The 16,315-nt window shown below is 42.2% G+C and carries 9 protein-coding genes; 4 read left to right on the top strand and 5 right to left on the bottom strand.

Features of this window, described 5'->3' with window-relative positions:
• Positions 1 to 665 precede the first annotated feature (665 nt).
• Genes QEP06_RS11605 through QEP06_RS11595 form a run of 3 tightly spaced genes read right to left on the bottom strand, consistent with a single transcriptional unit; the run spans position 666 to position 8,968 of the window.
• Positions 666 to 1,619 carry a YihY/virulence factor BrkB family protein gene (locus QEP06_RS11605; RefSeq protein WP_285270366.1) on the bottom strand — a complete coding sequence of 318 codons (954 nt, stop codon included), beginning with the start codon at positions 1,617 to 1,619 and terminating at the stop codon, positions 666 to 668.
• A gap of 13 nt (positions 1,620 to 1,632) precedes the next feature.
• Complete coding sequence (tamL, locus tag QEP06_RS11600) at positions 1,633 to 3,972, bottom strand: translocation and assembly module lipoprotein TamL (protein WP_285270365.1); 2,340 nt, start codon at positions 3,970 to 3,972, stop codon at positions 1,633 to 1,635.
• Positions 3,965 to 8,968 (bottom strand): translocation/assembly module TamB domain-containing protein, encoded by a 5,004-nt coding sequence (locus QEP06_RS11595; protein WP_285270364.1) that lies wholly within the window; start codon positions 8,966 to 8,968, stop codon positions 3,965 to 3,967. Before QEP06_RS11595 ends, tamL begins: the two co-directional genes overlap by 8 nt.
• Before the next feature lie 181 nt (positions 8,969 to 9,149).
• On the opposite strand from QEP06_RS11595, the gene aroQ reads away from it, so the two are divergent.
• Positions 9,150 to 9,566, top strand: a complete 417-nt coding sequence (aroQ, locus tag QEP06_RS11590; protein WP_285270363.1) for a type II 3-dehydroquinate dehydratase — start codon at positions 9,150 to 9,152, stop codon at positions 9,564 to 9,566.
• 32 nt (positions 9,567 to 9,598) lie between these two features.
• Entirely contained in the window at positions 9,599 to 10,750 is a 1,152-nt protein-coding gene (locus QEP06_RS11585) for a hypothetical protein (protein ID WP_285270362.1), read from the top strand.
• Positions 10,751 to 10,756: 6 nt separating this feature from the next.
• Here QEP06_RS11585 and recJ read toward each other — a convergent pair whose 3' ends face one another.
• Both recJ and QEP06_RS11575 read right to left on the bottom strand, forming a co-directional pair.
• Positions 10,757 to 12,469 carry a single-stranded-DNA-specific exonuclease RecJ gene (gene recJ, locus QEP06_RS11580; RefSeq protein WP_285270361.1) on the bottom strand — a complete coding sequence of 571 codons (1,713 nt, stop codon included), beginning with the start codon at positions 12,467 to 12,469 and terminating at the stop codon, positions 10,757 to 10,759.
• An 85-nt stretch (positions 12,470 to 12,554) separates the two neighbouring features.
• Positions 12,555 to 14,177 carry an ABC-F family ATP-binding cassette domain-containing protein gene (locus QEP06_RS11575; protein ID WP_251834070.1) on the bottom strand — a complete coding sequence of 541 codons (1,623 nt, stop codon included), beginning with the start codon at positions 14,175 to 14,177 and terminating at the stop codon, positions 12,555 to 12,557.
• A 160-nt stretch (positions 14,178 to 14,337) separates the two neighbouring features.
• On the opposite strand from QEP06_RS11575, the gene smpB reads away from it, so the two are divergent.
• Together smpB and QEP06_RS11565 are read left to right on the top strand one after the other, a co-directional pair.
• Complete coding sequence (gene smpB / locus QEP06_RS11570) at positions 14,338 to 14,796, top strand: SsrA-binding protein SmpB (RefSeq protein ID WP_251834069.1); 459 nt, start codon at positions 14,338 to 14,340, stop codon at positions 14,794 to 14,796.
• 78 nt (positions 14,797 to 14,874) lie between these two features.
• The gene (locus QEP06_RS11565; protein ID WP_285270360.1) at positions 14,875 to 16,299 is read left to right on the top strand and encodes an OmpA family protein; all 1,425 of its coding nucleotides are present in this window, start codon (positions 14,875 to 14,877) and stop codon (positions 16,297 to 16,299) included.
• Positions 16,300 to 16,315: the final 16 nt, after the last annotated feature.

Below are 16,315 nucleotides of genomic sequence, written 5' to 3'. Positions count from 1 at the left end.
GTTTTAAATGCACTCAACTGTAACTCCACATGCGGATACTCGCGGCGGGCGTATCACTAAACCCTTACTTCAACGCGGACTATGGTACTGTCTCGTCATCTGTGACGAGTAGAGAGTAGGGCGCCGCCAGTTTTTTTAATCCGCCTCGGCGGGACATCGTCATCAATCATTTAGTTGATTGGGGATTTTTTTTGCGCAAAAGCCAAGTATTGCATTGTTGTAGACTGATTTCGATCCGTCTGGTGCACGCAGAGAATGATTGTCTATATAATCTAATGACTTCAGAGGTTCAACTTTAAAGCGTAAAGGTCTTAACAGATGCAAACAGTTGGTGGATTGGTAGGGACCGATACAGGTTATTATTAATTTAGTGATACGTTTTATAGTAACGCTAACTCTATAAAACAAGAATAGGTTGGGTTTCAATGGAACGCAAGAGGGAAGACACGTTTAAATATACATAGATATTATTCCTGAAGAACCATTTAAAGTTGCAAGTGATTGTAGTTGTAAATTAACTAAGCTATTCGCGGCGGTGGGGATCTATAAAGAAGAAACGCTAAAGTTCCACAGGTCTTATCAAATGCTCTACGGTAATTCGTATTCAAATAAAAAATGCTTCAGTCAATCGAAGCATTTTATTTTACTTAAAAACCGTCGAAGGATTAAATCTTTTCCATTTCAGCGGTTTTGTTCTCCTCTGACATTTCAGCCAGTTTTTTACGGTATAGCTTTTCCGTGCTCCATTTTGCGTGCTTCGAAGGTTCAATCTTGTAGCCTTTTTTATTTGAATAAACCTTAGTGAATTCCGCACCGAAAAATATCAGCATACAAGAATAATTAATCCATAACATGATCAGAATCACGGTTCCCGCCTTACCAAACGCCGATTCGGGTTTGAATTCAGCGAAATAAAAACTTAAGAGAAATTTACCGATTGTGAAAAGCACAGCCGTCAGTGTAGCACCTGCCCAAACGGACTTCCAACCGATTTCGGCATCCGGAAGTACTTTAAACATGAACGCGAATACAACCATTACCAGGAAAAAACCAATCGCAAAGTTTACAACTTCCATCAGGTAATATGTTTCCAATCCAAACTGGGCTGCAATGAAATTATTAAATAAACTTATAAGTGACGATAGGACCATCGTAATCATAAGCAAAAAACCGATAACCAGAATCATCCCCAGCGAGTTTGCACGGTCCAAAATTAGTTTTATAAATGCTTTCTTTGGTGCTGCTTCAACATCCCACAAATAATTAAGCGACTTCTGTAACTGAAAGAAAATGGTGGTTGCACCAAATACCAAAGAAAATATTCCCACGATTTTCATGAAGATATTTTCCTTATCAATCAGTGCACCAGCGATCATCTCTTCGATGCTGTCGGCAACACTTTCTCCCATCATTCCGCCTATTTGTGCACTGATTTGTCCTTGAATAGCTTCCTGACCGAAAAAGTAGCCAGCGATCCAGATGATGATAATTAATAAGCCGGGAATCGAAAAAATAGAGTAGTATGCCAGGCTCGCAGAATCTTTTCCGGCCGGTGAATCGTTCCACTCTTTATAGGTTTCTTTCAGGGTTTCCCAGTAGAATTTTAACTTTTTCATCACGTAAAATATTTAATTAAAACGGATAGCCAATCGCAATATTTAGTATAAGGTTATCTCGCCGCCAGTTTCGGTCCCCGAAATCTATGCTGTCAAACGTCCATCGGTCACCTTCCTCAAAATAGGGAACGCGCAGCGGCATCGCTAAATCAAGTCGTAGGAGTAAAATATTAAAATCAAGTCGCAAGCCAACACCGGCTCCCACCGCGATTTCTTTTACAAATTCTTTTGAAAACTTACCGCCTGGCCTTTCAGGATCTTCGTTCACAAGCCATACATTGCCTGCATCCGCAAATACCGCGGCATTTAAGAATTTGTAAAGGTTTGCACGGTATTCAGCATTCAGTTCGAGCTTAATGTCACCGGACTGGTCGAAGAAAAACGAGGCGTTCTGCACGGTCGGGTCGTAGCTGCCAGGCCCTAATGTTCTGGCGCGAAATGCCCTAATACTGTTGCTGCCTCCTACAAAAAACTGCTTAACATAGGGAATCGTAGTCGAATTTCCGTACGGATAACCAATTCCTGCGATAATTCGGCTTGCGAAGCTGCTTTTGTCACCTACTTTTCGGTAGTAGCGGAAGTCGTGTTCCATTTTCGCATATTGACTGAACGGAATATTAAACAGTTCTTTCTGATTGCCGGCTTTTGCATCGGCGCCGCTTAGGATTCCGGCCAAAGTGCCTGCGAGGTCCACACTGCCCTTATAATACATCGTGTTTTTTTTCGGCAACATCGTGTTGGTGTACGTATAAGTATACGTTGGGCCGAAAATCAATTGTTTGTCTATGACGCGCTGCAGCGAAGGATTAGGCATAATACCGTTGGCCGGATCACCTTTTATTTGTTGCAGATATTTATCCGAAACATTTTGCGGTGCTACTACAGTTACATCCAGAACCTTCAAATTATGCTCTTTGCGCTCATTTTCTTTCCAGAGATAGCCGAATGATCCGGTGAAATTGTGAAGCGTGTAAAGCTGGGTTCGGCTCAAATATTCATAGCCGATGTCAAAATTGGTACGCGGTACATACGCACTGGAAGATCTGAATCTGAATGGCGCCACGATGCGAGGTATGGAGAGTTGTGCATTGGCACCCACCCGAATGATGTTATTGGCATCTTTCGGACCACCAATCTGTACGTCAAAAGCACCGTAAACACTCGCTTTTAGTTGTTCGGCTCCCCGAAAAAGATTTCGGTGCGTCCAGTTCAGGTTCACTTCGCCGCCAGTGTAATTGGCTGAACTTGTCTTACCTAATGTTTCGAGCCGGAGCGACTGAAACGGCCGCGGCGTGAGTAGATAATACGCATCAAACTGATTATTCAGAGAGTCTGAAACTACAAATTCGTTTTTTACAAATTTAAAAACACCTAAACTGATCAGCCTGTTCAGCGAAAGGTTGTGGTCTTTACGGTTGTACAGATCACCTTTGCTGAAATATAGTGCACGGTTGAAAATTCTCGAATTGAATTTTTTCTCAGGATCCACGATATATAAATCGTCCTGAACTTCCACCGAATCCGTTGCATAAGGAATTCCGTATTTTCCGACCTTCACATCATCGATATTATAATCTGGAAATACGATGGTTTTATTGATGGTGAACGGTTCTTTGGCAAGTTGCGGCGTATTATTCTTAAGTTTTACGAACAGTTCCACCTTTGGTTCTTTCAATACGGTACTGTCTGCCTGAACAATGATATTGTCTGGGCTGAAATAATAAAACCCACGGTTTTTAAGATGCTCATCAATTCGTTCACGTTCGGCTTTTATAACGTCTAAATCAAATGGGTTACCCGCTTTTAAAAGACTTTCAGATTTAATGGACTGAATTTCGCTGTTTATCAATGTAGAATCTACCGGGAAATTTACATTACTGATCAGGTATCGTGCGCCCGGCGTAAGCGTGTATATTACTTTTGCTTTTTTGTTTTTAGAAATCGTGTCTGATGTTGCGCGCGCATTGAAAAAACCTTTGTTTTCCGAATAGTTTACGATAATGTCTTCATTAAATTTACGGTCGACATCGCCCAGCAGAACGGGTTTTTCGCCAATTCTGTATTTCAGCCAATGTCTTAGACCTTTATCCTTTTTAGGTTCTTTCGTAATATTATAGATGTAAAGTTGTGGCCGCAGACCTAAAAAAGAGGAATTCGGTTTTGGTCTCAACTGATCTTCAAGCGCTTCTGCAAGATTTGATTTTTCTTTTTTGCTAAGCGTATCATTTTTAATGTTTACTTCCGCTCCTGTGTACAAAAGCTGGCCTTCCTTCAAAAATTTTGTGTTGCTGCACGAATTCAGGACCATCGCAGCCATGGAAGCGCCGAAATAATGTTTCAGTTTTAATTTAGTCATTTTTTTCAAGGCGTTTTTGTTTTTTAACCTCGCGGTTTCGTTTCATCTGGTCGAAAATATCGCGGAATTTGTCATAATCAAGTGTTATGATGAAGCCTACACCGGTTTCTATCACTTGTCCCTGCAATGCGACCTGGTAATCATTTTTCCGGTATGCCCGCAGCATATATCGGCCATCGCGCGACAGTTTATAATCGAGTGTTACGTCTCCGGCGATATTGGTCATCTGCTCATTTGCACGTGCATCTCCTTCAAGTCCGAAATTGTTGCCAACCGTAACGGTCAGTCGGTCATCAAGCAATGTTTTGCTCAATGCAACATTAAGGTCAGTGCGTTCGTTCCGGTTTCCGGAAGAATAATCTTCTGTGGATTCAAGGTCAAAATTGAGTTCTACACCACCAATTAGATCCTTCGCCAGATTGTTTAGCTGTTCAGAAAGGATGCGGCTGACACTTTGTTTAGCCAAAGTAGTGGCAGAAATACCCGTATCGCTCTGGAAAGGGTTTTCACCGATGAACCTATTCAGCAGCAGCAGCGCAAAAACCTGCTTGTTGAGTTCTGCCTCTTCACGGCGAAGCTGCTCAAGTTTGGTTCTTGTATTATCAAGCACAGTCGACGAAACCGAACTGTTCTGTTCATCAGTAGTAATGTCGAATGTAATGATTGGCTTCATCAGTTCACCTTTCATGATGAGCAGGGTGTTAAACGGGATGCGCTGTTTGTACTGGTTCAGTTCGGAACCGGACGCGCCCGTTAGCTGTTGCTGCAAAAGGTCAAGCGGCGCCGCATTGGTTTTGTAGACAGCGGTGATGTCCAGATTTGCACTCGTAGGTTCGCCGGTCCACGTGATCGTGCTGCCTTTTTGTATCTCAAACTTGCGGCGAAGCAGGCTTACAGACATTTCGTATGCGCCCTGATCTACTTCGTAAACGCCTACGAGCGTTGTCTTACCCGAAGGATCAATGCCTCCTGTAAGTTCTGCGTCACCCTGAAGTTTCACGAAATCACCATTTGCCTTATCGATCAGGAGTGAGATTTTCGCTTCTTTAGTGACTGAAATATTTACATTCACGTCCAAACCTTTGATGTCACTTTGGTTTGTAAGTGAATCAGCTTTAATGGTTTCCTGCAGTGCAATCAAATCCTGGTCGATAAATTCCACAATTCCTTCACGGTCCTGAAGCTGTGGAGAAGAAGTTGGTAGCACAAAAGTAAAATCGGTAACGTCTGTTACTCTAAGGTTTCCGTCCACTTGCGGCAGATCGAGTTTTCCGCGCACTGCCAGATCCGCATTCACGGCAAGGACACCGTACATGATCTGATCGTTATTTTTTTCAGAATCGACTACTTTAAAGTCAGTCGCATTCAGATCCACATTAAATGCGAAGTCCCTGTAGGTCTGCGTCAATATCTCACCATCGATTATAAAGTCGTTCCCCGAGTCATCGTTAATGGTAAAATTATTAAAGTCGATTCCGCGGCTGGTGAAACTTATTTCGTCATTGATATTTCTAAACTTACTGCCAAGCTGCGTAATACCCAACCCGACATCATTGAACTTAATTCCTCCAAGTATTTTTGGTGCTGAAGTAGTTCCGTTTATGCGGAGATTTCCCGAAAGGTAGCCTTCAGCATCTTCCATCGCGTTCATCGAGAGTCCCTGTACCGTTTTCATCTGCATCCGGTTCAGATCAAGATTCATGTCAATATTGCCCGTCGAAGAATTGAAAGTTCCGGTAATCCGCGCATCATTGTCGAAGCCGGACAGCGCGGCGTCTGCCCTGATAATATTGGTTCCGGCACTGTTTGCTTTTAAATCAAGGTTTCCGACAGGATTTCCATACACAAAGAGATCGGTCACATCAATATCGGCGTCAAAAGTCATGTTTTTCTGTAGGTTGCGGAGTTGCGCAGTACCGTTGATATTTCCTTTGGCTAAAAGCGAATCTTTCCTTACCAGTTCTGTGATAGTCTCTATTTTAAAGTCTGTGATGTTAACATTCAGCGGGCTGTTTGGAGAATTGGTTTGAGACTGTAGCAGGATTTGGCTGCCCTCATTGGAAATGCCGAAATTATTCGCTACAATGCCACCACGGCCAATCTGCAGATAATTGTTTGGCGTAACCTGCCAGTTTGTATAGTTCAAAGTCAAACCGTCGGGATCGAGGTGAATACGCGTCAGGTCACCCATTTTTTCCACATTTCCCGCGATAAGAAACTTATTCTGATCTTTTTCGTCCTTCGTGGAGGCCTTATACGTAATCACATTATTGCGGACATCACCTGTGAGACCTACTTTTTTTAAGGCGATACTTTCATTGTTAAATTCGGCAAGTTGAACATCATACACCAGCGCGTCGCCCTGATTGTTCACATTTATAATTCCGTCCCGAATCACATTTTCACCATAAGTGACTTGCGGAATTTGGCCGTTCAGCTGAATTTGCCTTGTATCTGCATCATAATTTCCCGTAATGGTAATAGGCTCAAAAGCAGTGAGTTCGGGCACGAAACGTCGCATCAGATTATCGTCTTTTACTTTTGCGTTTAAATTAAAATATTGGTTCGGATCTATTCGGGCTGTGTTAGATCCGGGCTTTTGAAACTCATAATACTGATTGATCGTTTGCTGTAGCGAGCCGAAAATCTGCGTCAGTTTGTATTTACCCGTAAGTTCCACATCCGCTACCTGCGAAAGCAGTTCAATCCGGTTGCTGTCTTCTGTAGATACCGCTTTGAGCATCACTTCTTCAATTGGGAATACATCCTTTGTATCTGAAATCGCGAAGTTCTTCAGATGGAGAAAGCCATTCGGCGCATCCGGATTCAAGCTTGTAAAATCAGCATCCAGGTTTCCCGCCAGGATCATTTGATCACTGTAGAACCCTAATTTATTAAGATCAAGTTTCTGGATGGTGCCATTCACCTTCACGGTTGGATTTTTTTCATTGTAAACGCCGGAAGCGAGCAGTTTCAGATTGGCGTTCGGATCTTTAGAATCCAGATTTAGCCTGTATGCCCCGCGGTTTATTTTTCCCGCTAACGCCATATTACGGTAGGTGTAACCGTTATAATACACAGATCCGATATTACCTTTAATGTCGGCTATCGCAGATTTTGGTTCAAAACCCTGTCCTTTCACCGAAATTTGTCCTGTAATTCCCTGTAAATCTTTATTCTGGATTATTCTACCGATCTGCAGATTCTGCAGGTTAGCCAAAACATCGTACCGCTCCTGATTTTTACGCCGCATGTCCACTGATCCGCGCACCGCGGCATTTCCAAGTGTAGACGTTAGCCGCAGATTTGTATTGAGAAGCTGCGTGGTTCCTTTTGCGGTACCGGCGATCTTAAATTGCGATGGCAGCGAAATATTTGAAGGAATTGTGTTTTTCGGAACAAGATTGAAAACGGTTTTAGCAGATGACGAAAATTCACGGATATTAAGGTCGTAAGCCAAATTTTCCGGTGACATCGCATTCCTGATGGTTCCTGAAGCATTAATGCGCAACTGGTCCAGTCCCGAAAGTTGCAGCGTTTGAATGTTCAGATCATTGATGGTTCCGCGCAGCCTTGTATTTAAATTTAATGTAGCATTCGGATATTTATTGAAAGGCGCGGTATTTCTGAGCTGAGGAGCGAAAAGTAAGACATCGGCGAACCCTATTTTAGAGTTCTCAATATCCGCGGCTATCTTCACCGAGCCCGGATTTGCAGAAAGTTGCTGTATAGAATTATAGTTCAGCACAATTTCATCCCGAAGCGTCGTGCGGGGAGTTTGCAGATAGAGATCTTTCAGATACGCCTCTTCGTTATTATAGACAAAATCAGTATTGAATTTTTGAATCTGGAGCCCGCGGCTTTCTTTAATCTCAGCTGAATTTACGGTGCCGGCGAACGTTTCGTCCAACATTTTAAAGTTTCTGAGTTCAAGATTCAGTTTGGAGAAATTGAGATGATTAAAATCAATTCCGCTTCGCGTACGTGCCACCGCGGTATTGTCGTACGCCAGTTTCACATCATCAAACTGCAGTTTCCCGAGTTGCAACGCAAGTGGCTTTTGGGATGCGGAAGTTTTAGTTTCGCTGTTTGCGGAAGAACTGTTCGCAGGCGAAAATAGTTTCGCGTCAATGTTGGCACCACGAAGTAGGATATTGTCAATTCCGAAACGGTTATTTTCAAGGTCCAGCTGGTTAATTTCCGTATAAAGCTCCTTAAAGATAATTTTCGCGAAAGTCCTGGAGTTGTCATCGCCGTAATCGATATTGAAATTGGTGAATTTAATTCGGTTCAGACCAATTTTCATCGGTTTTTGCTGATTCAGAGAATCTACTTTTTCCTCTACTTTCCCCGCCACTTCTTCGAGCAAATCCTGCTTAAGTTTAAGCCGTAAACCATCCATCACAATATTATTGGCGGCGTAAGAATTATTCTGCAGGTCAAAAGTGCGAATTCTGGTATCGAATGATTTGAAATAGAGCGCAATGTCGTTTCGTGCCTGATTGTCTATGAAAGTGACCCGGATATCGCGAAGTTTGATCTTATCTAGCGAGATGATGAAAGGTTTCGATTCACTTTCCTCCGAATCTTTCGTGGCGAAAGCATCAATGATATAGTCGAAATTAAAGCGTCCGTCTTTTTCGCGCACCACATTTGCCGCTACACCTTCGAGATCTATTGAGGTAAGGTCTGCAGTGCTTTTCAGAAGTTTCGGAATATTAAGACCCACATCCAGCTTTCGTGCGAAAAGCAGCGTATCTACAGTCTGGCCCTGCAGATAAAGATTTTCCATCACCAAACTGTTCGGAAAACCCACGTGTACGCGATCCAGAGTGACTTTTGTATGGATTTTTTCTTCGAGGTAATTTACCAGTTTTCCTTTAGCAAAATTTTGAACACCCGGCAACTGTAAACTCAGAATGAGCAGAATGACGAGCAGCAGCAGTGATCCGAGGAAAATGCCGGTATATTTAAGTGTTTTTTTTAAAACTTTCATGGATATTGGTATTGGACGCCTTACAAAAATACATTTTCTTAAAAAATAAGCAGTTACGGATCTGTTAAGTGGCAATTTTCAGCCAAATCCGGGTCGTTATACCAAATGTTTATATTAGTTTTTTATTCATAAAATAAAATTTTCCCATTCTAAACCTATTATATTTGTAAAAAAAGTACGGATGAATATTTTAATCGTAAACGGTCCAAACCTTAATCTTTTAGGCACCCGAGAGCCTGAAATATATGGCAGCGAACCGATGGACAGCTATCTGCAAAATCTTCGCCAAGAGTACGGCGATACTCAAATTTATTTCTTTCAGAGCAACATTGAGGGTGAGATTATAAACAGGATTCAGCTCGACGATTTTGATGCACTGATCATCAATCCGGGTGCGTACACCCACTATTCCTATGCTATTGCAGACTGTTTAAAGAACATTTCGAAACCCGTGATCGAGGTGCACATCAGCAATATCTACAAACGGGAAGAATTCCGGCAAAAGTCTGTCACAGCCGCGCATTCTCTCGGAGTTATCAGCGGTTTCGGACTTTCGGGCTACCGTTTGGCACTGATAAGTCTTAGAGCAATTCTTTAAAAAAGCATTTACAAATTGAAAGCTACAAAAATATGAGGGCTCAAAAAGTCGAATCTGCCGCGCAAATCTCCGAATTCCTTTCTTTTCCGGCGAAGCTTTACAAAGATGATCCCCACTATATCCAACCGTTAAATAACGATGTTGAAGCGGTTTTTGATTCTAAAAAGAACAAATTTTTCCGCTACGGTGAGTGCGAACGCTTTCTTTTTTTTAATGATAACAATGAAAGTGTGGGCCGTGTAGCGGTTTTCGTCAACCGAAAATACCGCAATGAGCAGCCGACCGGTGGTTTTGGTTTTTTTGATTGTATCAATGATCAGCCAACTGCCGATTTTATATTTGATTTTTGCCGGAATTGGCACCAGCAACGTGGCATGGAAGCGATGGATGGCCCGATAAACTTTGGCGAACGCGATAAATTCTGGGGTTTACTTATCGAGGGATTCAGTGAACCGCTTTATGGGATGAACTATAACGCGCCTTATTATCAGCAGCTTTTTGAGAATTTTGGCTTTCAGATTTACTTCAATCAACTCTGTTTTGGGCGCAAAGTGCACGATCCTGTTGCACAGAATTTCCTGGATATGCACGCGCGCGTGAAACGAAACCCTGCAATCTCCGCCCAGCGGATGAAAGTCCGCAACCTCGAAAAGTATGCGGCGGATTTCACTGAAGTTTACAACCGCGCCTGGGCGCAACATGGAGGAGGAAAGGAGATTTCAAAAGCCCAGACGCTGAAACTTTTCAATACTTTAAAGCCCGTTATCAATGAGCATATTTCGTGGTTTGTGTACGAAAATGAAAAGCCAATCGCAATGTGGATGAATATTCCGGACCTGAATCAATGGTTTAAATACACCGGTTCAGAATTCGGTATTTGGCAAAAAATCAAGTTTCTTGTCGTTAAAAAATTTAAAAAGAACACGAAAATGGTCGGGCTCGTTTTTGGTATTGTACCCGAATGGCAGCGCAAAGGAATTGACGGTTTCATGATTTGGGAAGGAACAAAACATTTTCGCCGCACCACAGATTTTGAAGATTATGAGATGCAGTGGATAGGCGACTTCAATCCCAAAATGATCAAGATTGCCGAAAATCTCGAAACTACGGTTACGCGAAAACTCGCGACTTACCGCTATCTTTTTGACCGGACGAAACCTTTCGAACGTCACCGGAGGCTTTAAAGTAGATTATTCCGCAAATTTCACGTCACGAATGTTGAGATAATAAGTAACGTTTCCTTTCCAGTGATTTTCTTCTGCAGTGAAGGCAATATCAAATGTTTTGGTGCGGAAGTCATCTGCAAATTTGCCCAGCTTGAAACCTACACATTCAATGTTTCGGCCTGTTGACTCCTGTTTAATATAGAATTTCAGGTGACAGTTGTCTTTGCCCATTGTTTTCACGTATCCCGCGACGCGCTGGTTTTTCAGTGCTAAAATGGGTTTCATGTTATTGGGGCCGAAAGGTGCAAGTTTACGATGAAAATTAAAGAAATCCTTGTTCAGATCGTCCAAGTGAACATCAGAATCGATGGTGAGGCAAGGCTCCTTTTGATGCTCCTGAATTTTTTGTGAAACCACTTCCTCAAACTTCTGCCGGAAGAGATCAAATTTATCCTTTTCCATCGAAAGTCCTGCTGCCGCGGGATGTCCACCGAATTTAAGGAAGAACTCCGAACAGTTTTCTAGCGCATCATGCACATCAAAATCGGCCACTGAACGCGCGGAGGCTACCATTTCGCCATTGTTGCCGTCTGTAAAAACCAACGTCGGTTTATAATAAGTTTCGGTAAGGCGTGAGGCCACAATTCCGATCACACCTTTATTCCATCCGGCGCCATAGACGACGGTGGTGTAATTTTTTTCCTGCTGCGTCTCTTCTATCTGGAGCAAAGCTTCAGTGGTGCTGCTCATATCCATTTCACGGCGGGAGTCATTCAGCGTGACGATGTCGTTTACTATTTGGTGCGCCTGTTTAAGGTTATCGGAAACCATCAGTTCAACGGCTGCCTTTCCATGCGAAATTCGGCCGGCGGCATTTATTTTCGGTGCAATTTCAAATACGATGTTCGAGATTTCGAACGTAGCCAGTTTTTCTTCTGGGATGAGTAACCTTAAACCTAAATTCCGGGCTTTGCGTAAGATTTTTAAACCTTGCTTGGCCAAAACGCGGTTCTCGCCGGTCATTGAAACGATGTCTGCAGCGATAGATATGGCAAGTAGATCGGTGAGTTCGAATAGTTCAGCTTCCGGGAGTTTATAAATTGTATTAAGTCCCTGGCACAGTTTGAAACCCACGCCGCAACCGGAAAGTTCTTTGAAAGGGTAGCGGCAGTCTTTGCGTTTGGGATCAAGAACTGCCACGGCATCCGGAATTTCTTCGCCGGGCAAGTGATGGTCACAAATGATGAAATCCACACCCTGCGTCTTGGCATATTCTATTTTATCAATCGCCTTGATGCCACAATCCAGTGCGATTATCAGCGAGAACCCATTGTTTTTGGCATAATCTATTCCTTCCAGTGAGATTCCGTAGCCTTCGATATTACGGTCCGGAATATAAAAATCGAGATATTTTTTGTCGACAATCTTACTTAAATACAAATACATGAGCGCCACAGCAGTGGTTCCGTCTACATCATAATCTCCGTAAACCATTATCTTTTCGCCATTTTCGATAGCGGTTGCCACACGGTCTACGGCGAGTTGCATATCCTTCATCAAAAAAGGATTGTGGATATCGTTTAAATTGGGCTTGAAGAATTCTCTGGCTTTCTGGTAATTGTCTATACCACGGATTACGAGGATTTTGGACTCGAAGCTTCCAAATCCCAGTGATGAGCTGATTGCATCTACAATTTCTTCATCTGGCTCCTGCTTGTAAATCCATTTTTGACTCATAGTTACAAAAATACAAAAAGTTTGGTAGAGAAATTTTTAAGTTTAAACATAAAAAAACCGCTCGGGTAATGAGCGGTCTTCATTTTTAAGAATAATACTGTTCCTGTAATTCTTTTACTTTCTTGTCTGCCAGATATTCATCGTAAGACATTTCGCGGTCAATAATACCTTTTGGCGTAAGTTCCACGATCCTGTTACAAACGGTTTGCAGCATTTCGTGGTCATGTGACGCGAGAAGGATGTTACCTTTAAAGTTAGTCAAAGAGTTGTTTAACGTGGTGATACTTTCAAGATCCAGGTGGTTCGTCGGTTCATCAAGCACAAGTACATTGGCCTTCTGAAGCATCATGCGGGAAAACATGCAACGCATCTTTTCGCCTCCGGAGAGCACTTTGCAGGATTTCAGCGCTTCATCACCGGAGAAAAGCATCTTTCCGAGGAAGCCGCGCATGTATTCTTCGTGTCTTTCCTCGTCGTTTTTGGTGTACTGTCTCAGCCAATCAACGAGATTTATGTCTTCCTGGAAAAAGGTAGTGTTATCGAGCGGCATGTAAGATTGCGTGGTAGTGATGCCCCACGTGAAGTTGCCTTTATCTGCAGCAGATTTGCCCATCAGTACTTCAAAGAATTCGCTGATCGCCAAACTATTTTTAGATAATATGGCCACCTTATCATTTTTCTTAAGATTAAGGTCAATGTTTGAGAACAATAATTCACCGTCCTTTGTTTTTTCTAAACCTTTAACCTCCAGAATTTGATCTCCCGCTTCACGTTCGGTATCAAAAATAATAGCCGGATAACGTCTGGACGTTGGTTTGATGTCTTCAATATTAAGTTTATCGATCATTTTCTTACGTGCGGTTGCCTGCTTAGCTTTTGCAACGTTGGATGAAAATCGCGCGATAAAGTCCTGAAGTTCCTTCTTCTTTTCTTCCGCTTTCTTATTTGCCTGCTGACGCTGGCGTGTAGCGAGTTGCGATGCCTGGTACCAGAAAGAATAGTTACCGGTATAAAGGTTCAGTTTAGAATAATCGAGGTCAGCGATATGTGTACAAACCGTGTCGAGGAAGTGTCTGTCGTGCGATACCACGATGACGGTATTCTCATAATCTGCCAGGAAGTCTTCAAGCCATGAGATTGTTTCAATATCCAAGTCGTTGGTAGGTTCGTCGAGAATCAGTACATCCGGTGTACCGAAAAGAGCCTGTGCGAGCAAAACTTTTACTTTATTCTGGTTTTCAAGCTCACCCATCAACTGGTAGTGCATCTCGTCTTTGATCCCAACGTTTGAAAGCATGGTCATCGCATCTGATTCCGAGTTCCAACCGCCCATCTCATCATATATTACACCGAGTTCTCCTGCTTTGATGCCATCTGCATCGGAGAAATCTTCCTTGGCGTAAAGAGCATCCATCTCCTCCTTTATATCAAATAGTTTTTGGTTTCCACGAAGCACAGTTTCAAGAACGGTGAATTTATCATACGCGAAGTGGTCCTGCTCCAGGACAGACATTCTTTTTCCGGGCTCAAGGCTTACGCTTCCGGTGGTAGGATCCTGTTCGCCGGTAAGGATTTTGAGAAATGTAGATTTTCCGGCACCATTTGCACCAATTATACCGTAGCAGTTACCTTTTGTAAACATGATGTTTACGTCGTCAAAAAGTACCCGTTTGCCAAATTGCAATGATAGGTTAGATACTGTTAGCATATACTTTTGTAAATTTGGTGCAAAATTACGAAAACTTATCGGCTTAAGCAGGCTGTTTTAGAAAGGTCTGCTAGAATTGGTTTTCAGATGAAATGTTAAGAAAAATTCAGTTAAAATATTATAATATTAACATTTTGTCAAATCATGTTTAAATATTGAGATGAAAATAGAAAAATCAGTTACCATATTAAACCGGCGTGCCAGATTTGAGTATGAGATTTTGGAAGAAATCGAAGCAGGGATGGTACTTACGGGCACCGAAATAAAATCCCTGAGGTCATCGAAAGCAAGCATCACAGAGTCATTTTGTCAGTTTATTGAAGGTGAACTCTATATCATTAATATGATGATTGATGAGTACAAATTAGGCACATTTTATAACCACAAAACAAAAAGGGAACGGAAGTTGCTGTTGCACAAAACAGAATTGAAAAAATTCGAAAAGAAGTTAAAAGATGTTGGTAACACCATTATTCCTTTAAAACTCTACATAAATAACAGCGGAAAAGCTAAGGTTCTGATAGCGCTCGCACGGGGTAAAAAACTCTTCGACAAACGGGAGACTATAAAAGACAGAGAAAACAAACGTAATCTGGACAGGATATTAAAGAAAAGTTAAAATTTCGCTGTAATAACTTGGACTATACGGAAAATTTATATTTAATTTGCAATATCAATTATTTAATCATTTAATTCTATGAAAAATCTAAAATTAGGAATTTCAGCATTGGCACTTACTGTGGCCACTACTGTATTCGCTCAGACGACCAGTAACCCGTGGCTTATCGGTGTTGGTGCTCACGGAGTAAATCATGCTGCAGCGGGTGGAAACGCAGGTGATGTATTTGCTACAGCATTTGGTGGCGGAGACGGAGGAGAATTGTACAATATCAACAATTTTACTATCGTTCCACCATTGTCTAAACTTACTGTGGCAAGAAACATTAACAGACTTCTTGTTGTAGATTGGCAGACTTCTGTTGGTAATGTTGATAACAAGAAAATTGGCATGGGGAAAGAATTCTTCCTAATGACAGGTCTTGGTCTTCAATTTAAATTTAACGGTCTTTGGGATGAAGAATCTTGGTTTGACCCGTACTTAAGAGTTGGTGCTAATTACTTGAGACATGACTATACAGGTGTAAACTTTCCGCTTACAGATACAAATGGTCAGGTAATCAACGGATTCTCTGATAATGAACCAGGTTCAATGAGAAGAGCTGATCATTTTGCTCTTGCTACAGGTATTGGATCAAACTTCTGGATCACTAAGAACTTCGGTTTAGGTGTTCAGGGAGATTATGTTTCTACACCAGTAGATAATTCTACTATTGCAAACTTCTGGCAAGCTTCTGCATCATTGTTATTCCGTTTTGGTAACACAGACAGAGACAAAGATGGTATTTTAGATAAGGATGATTTATGTCCAGATACTCCAGGTTTAGCTGAATTCCAAGGTTGCCCAGATACAGACGGTGACGGAGTTCCAGATAAAGACGATCAGTGCCCAGATGTTGCCGGTCCTATTGAGAACAACGGTTGCCCTTGGCCAGATACTGACGGTGACGGTGTAGTAGACAAAGATGATGCTTGTCCTGAAGTTGCAGGTCCAGCTGAAAACAATGGATGCCCTTGGCCAGATACTGACGGTGACGGAATCCTTGACAAAGATGATGCTTGTCCTACCGTTCCAGGTTTAGCTCAGTACAACGGTTGCCCTAAACCTCAAGAAGCTTGGGCTGATGATGCAACTAAAGCACTTGATAATATTCTTTTCAACTTTGACAAAGCTACGATTAGACCAGAGTCTAAAGAAAAACTTGACAATGCTGCTCAAATCATCAAAGACTCTCAGGGTAGATTCATGATCATCGGTCATACAGACAAAAAAGGTTCAGATTCTTATAACTTGAAACTTTCTCAAAGAAGAGCTGCAGCTGTAGTAGATGCACTTGAAGCAAGAGGAGTAAGCAACACATCACTGAAATCTATGGGTGTAGGTGAGCAAGATGCTACAGTTCCTGAAACTGCTTCTAACGCTGAGAGATTGAAAGATAGAAAAGTGGTTGTTAAGCCTGCTGACGAAGCGACTTGGGAATCAATGAAAAAGAGAGATTACTAAGAAGTAACTTTCATCT

The sequence above is a fragment of the Kaistella rhinocerotis genome (assembly GCF_030243905.1).
Lineage (GTDB): Bacteria > Bacteroidota > Bacteroidia > Flavobacteriales > Weeksellaceae > Kaistella > Kaistella rhinocerotis.
Note: the sequence above shows the minus strand (reverse complement) of the source record. Positions and strands in the feature narration are given on the sequence as shown.